The sequence below is a fragment of the Paracoccus aerius genome (assembly GCF_014656455.1).
In the GTDB taxonomy this organism is placed as follows: Bacteria; Pseudomonadota; Alphaproteobacteria; order Rhodobacterales; family Rhodobacteraceae; genus Paracoccus; species Paracoccus aerius.
The window spans coordinates 1-4,196 of sequence record NZ_BNCL01000060.1 but is presented as its reverse complement, the minus strand read 5'-3'; the positions used below and the strand labels follow the sequence as shown (position 1 = coordinate 4,196).

Sequence of the window (4,196 nt, the reverse complement as noted above, 5' to 3'; positions counted from 1 at the left end):
GAAGGTTTATGTGTTCCTCCCTGCGTTGCAGGGCGAGCAGACAATTTGGCCTTGTGCCAAATTGTCTAGTGAGTACACATAAACCTTCCTGCAGAGGGTCGGATTATGGGCGCGCGAGACGATGAGGAACGGTTGCGCTTCGATCGACGCGTCGGGGGCAGGATGCCGCATCTCGGCGCGGCGCGCAGCTTCGCGATCCTCCGCTGCGCTAAGATCAAGACCCTGGGCAACATGGGCGCCAGTCTCCAGCATACCTTCCGGGAACGCGACACGCCCAATGCCGATACCGGGCGTACCCCCGACAACACCGTTCTGGTCGGCGGTGACAACAGCCAGGCCGTCCTCGATGCCTGGAAGGAGCGTGCCCCCGAGAAGATCCGCAGCAATGCCGTTCACGGGCTGGAATACTTCGTGGGTGGGTCTCCCGAAGCCCTGAAGGCCATGAGCCGGCAGGAGCAGGACGCCTACTTTGCCGAGGCCCTGGACTGGCTCAAGGCCCGTCACGGGGCCGAGAACGTCCTTTCCGCGGTGATCCACCGGGACGAGACCACGCCCCACATGACGGTGATGACCATTCCCCTGGACGAGCGCGGCAAACTGAATGCCCGCGCCCTTGTCGGCAGCCGCGAGCAGCTCTCGGCCATGCAGACCGACTTCGCGGAACGGGTGGGCAAGGCGCATGGGCTGGAACGCGGCCTGCAGGGCTCTCCGGCGCGTCATGAGCGGGTCCAAAGGGCTTATGCTCACCTCAGCGACCCAGATGCCGCTGTGAGCCTCCCAGAGCGCCGCAAAGGGGCCTTTCTGGGTCTGGGAGCGGAGACGGACGCGGAATGGCGGGAACGGGCCTCAGAAGCCGTCTCAGACGCTCTCAGGGGTGTTCAAGCAGTTCGGCACCGGGAGAACCGCGATCATGCGGCCGAAGTCTTTGCACTCAAGCAGCAGATCACCGGCACCCCAAAGATGCAGACGGAGCTGAGCAAGCTTCAGCACGAGAACCACAGGCTGCAGCGCGAGTTGAAAGCCACCGGGACCAGAGCTGAGCTCATCGCCCGGGAGAACCGCCGCCTGGGCGCGATCCAGGACGGCATGGTAGCAGGCGGCCGCGCCTTTGCCCGGGAAAACGGCCTGGATGAGAAAGATTTCATGACCCGCTTGCAGACAGCGGCCAAGGAGGCCCTGGAGGCGCTTGATGCCCCGGCGGCACAGCCCGCCATCAAGGCAAAGGCTCCCACCAGGACCAGAATACAGCTCAAGCCCGCGATCGAGCACGCGCCGAAGCTGAAACCTGTCGCCCAGGAGCAGGTCAGGGACGAACCCATGGTCGAGCACCGGATCAAGCCGAAGGACGACGCTTGGGACGACGGGCACTAGCCTTCTCGACCAGCCTGCCAATCTGCCAGACTGCCACTAAGGGGACGGACTGTAGCAGGAAATGCAATTTGGCATCGTTACACTGCCAAATGTGGGACTTGGCCCTGCCGTGGCTGGCCGGACGGGCTGTTTGGCGAGCGTTACAGATCAGGACGAAGAAAACGGGCCTCCAAGCAACTTCCTGCAAGTCTGCAAAGGAGTGTCACTCGGTCCTACCTGACCATCTGCCCAAAGACTGGCCGCAGGCCAGTCTGGCAAAGGAACGCCCTCAAGCTGCCAGCACCTAGGCCCTAGGAAGTACTACTGCTTCCGCGATAAAGCATAGGAAGTTTGTTCCTACCAACAATTTCCACTTTAGCAGGACAGTCTAAATGAGTGATACAAAATATCAGGTTTTTATAAGTTCTACCTATGAAGACTTGAAGGAAGAAAGAAGGGCTGTTGAGCAAACAATCATTAGAGCAGGGGATTTCCCGGTAGGAATGGAAGCGTTTCCAGCTGCCGATGAAGAACAATTCTCTTTCATAAAATCAATTATAAAGCAATGTGATTATTATGTTCTAATAATATCCGGACGCTACGGCTCTCTAGCTCTTGACGGAAAAAGCTACACTCAGAAGGAATATGAGTACGCAAAAGAAATCGGTGTTCCTGTTTTATTAATGGTTCGAGAGAAAAGAGAAGAACTTCCTGTGAATAAAGCAGAAGCCAATCCTGAAAACAAGGAGAAGCTAGAGAAGTTTATACAGGATGCCTCTACCGGAAGAATACGCAAAGGCTGGGAAACCCTTGATGGCTTAAAGCTTGCCGTGCGTGAAGCACTAGATCATGCAAAGGCTACAAAACCTCGTCCTGGTTGGGTCAGAGGGGGACAATCTACCTCAGCAGAAAATCTGCAAATGATCATTTCTTTAAGAGAAGAAAACGATGCCTTGAAGAAAAAGTTGGAGGATACCACCCCAAAAATTTTGCTGCCAAAGAACCTTGCCGGGCTGGAAACCAAAATTAAAATAAGTGGGTCGCATATGGTGCGCACCTCAAGTAGTAGAGTTAGAGAAAATTTCTTTTTCACCATCAGCCTTGGAGATGTTTTTTCTATGATAGCTCCGCATTTAATATTGCCCAAAATAGACTCAAGCGTTGAGAGTATCATTTCCGCTCTTCTTGTAGATCACGAATATCCAGATGAAAATAGCTCCGCCGCTAGCATCGACGACGGCGTTTTTCAGAAAATAAAAATTCAACTAACGGCCCTAAATCTAATTACTGTTGGAGCAGGCGAAACCAACGGTGGTGGGGTAGAACTTTTCTGGGAGCTTACTAGTCTAGGAAAACAAGAAATGTTCTCCAGAATAGCAATTGTTAATAAGGAATAATGCCATAGTGTGCTAGACAGGGTGCGACCTTCCCGCGTCCTCTCTGCCTCACAACCCCGGCGCGACCCCGCGCCCACCCGCTTGCCGTGTCATAAAACCTCATATCCGCAGGTGTGCAGCCTGGGGTTGAACAGGCCCTCTGCGGCCGGACAGCAAAAAGCCCCGCCGGAAGGCGGGGCTCGCTGAAAACCAGAACTCAAAACACAAAAACTCGACCGCTCTCTCCAGCAATCACAGTTAAAACGTTCTAAGCACGGAAAAGTTCCAAAAATTCTATAGATTTCAGTAGTTTACAACCTAAGGGTGATTACTGTCCTGGCTGCTTGTGAGGCATTCGGTGCAGCGCCTTAACCACGGCGTGCACGTTCTTCGACTAATGCAATCTTTGGTTGTACATTTCGACAAGTTTACTAACGCGTCAATCAACAACATAACCATCCCATCAGCCGAGCGGTTTTTGTGTTGTGTGTTCCAAGTGCCGCCGCTCGGCTGGAAAGCCCCCTAGCCTGGCTTCCTCGTTTCTCAGCAGATCCTGTCCGCGCTCTAAGCGCGACCTCTGAGGTTTACCCTCCCCCGGACCCCCACCCGCCGCGCACGCCCACGCACGCGGTATCGACCGCTCGGCCCACAAGGGGCCTCGCGTCCGATAGGCATTCAAAAACCCCACAGCCCGTCCGTTCGGCGGGGGGTCGCCAGCTTCCTGGCGGGCGCGCCCCCCCGGCGCGCAAGCGCGCCCGGACCGTGGATTTTTTGCCTGCCATTAGATCATAAGAAGGTCATGATAATTTATTGTTACTAATCAACATCTTACTTGTCTTCCACCGGCAATAGCTATTGCCGGGGGTGAGGCAGTCTAGACTGCCGGGGGTGCGGCAATAGGCGTCCAACTTTTGGATCCCCACTTCCAATAACAGGAGTTGACTCACTGCCTCACCTCCGGCAGTCTAGGTTCAATTATTGGAAATAGGCTGCCTTAAACATGAACTCTCTTCCTGACAGAAGACGCCGCGGCCAATGGGTTCAAACCGAACGTGCAGCTCATGAGGCTTGGGCGGCACTTATCCGCAGGTCGCCCCTTGCAGCTCAGGTCATGCACATCCTCACTAGCCAGGTGGGGGAACACAACGCTGTGGTCATCTCTCAAAAAGCCCTAGCGCAGCTGGTTGGTGGCTCAGAGCGGGGCGTTCGAGACGCTTTAACTCTGCTTCAGAGCGACAACTGGATCGAAACCCGCCAAATCGGTGGGAGGGGAACGGTCAACGCCTACATCATCAACGATCGTGTAGCGTGGAACGGAAAACGAGATGGCATTCGATATAGCCTATTCAGCGCTCGTGTCATTCTTTCCGAAGAGGAGCAGCCTGATAAAGACAAGTTAGACCATCAACAGCCTCTGCGGCAGCTTCCAGGGGTTTACCCAGGTGAGCAACAGCTTCCCTCAGGACCCGG

General features: G+C 55.1%; 3 protein-coding genes. All 3 read left to right on the top strand.

The features are described from left to right. Nucleotides 1-105 precede the first annotated feature (105 nt). The gene (mobV, locus tag IE224_RS20495) at nt 106-1,371 is read left to right on the top strand and encodes a MobV family relaxase (RefSeq protein ID WP_191313341.1); all 1,266 of its coding nucleotides are present in this window, start codon (nt 106-108) and stop codon (nt 1,369-1,371) included. A 371-nt stretch (nt 1,372-1,742) separates the two neighbouring features. Beyond that, on the top strand, nt 1,743-2,747 hold the full coding sequence (locus IE224_RS20490) for a DUF4062 domain-containing protein (protein WP_191313339.1): 1,005 nt from the start codon (nt 1,743-1,745) through the stop codon (nt 2,745-2,747). Between the two features lie 1,090 nt (nt 2,748-3,837). Then, on the top strand, nt 3,838-4,196 hold a 359-nt coding region (locus tag IE224_RS21215; protein ID WP_229849497.1), incomplete at its 3' end, for a helix-turn-helix domain-containing protein.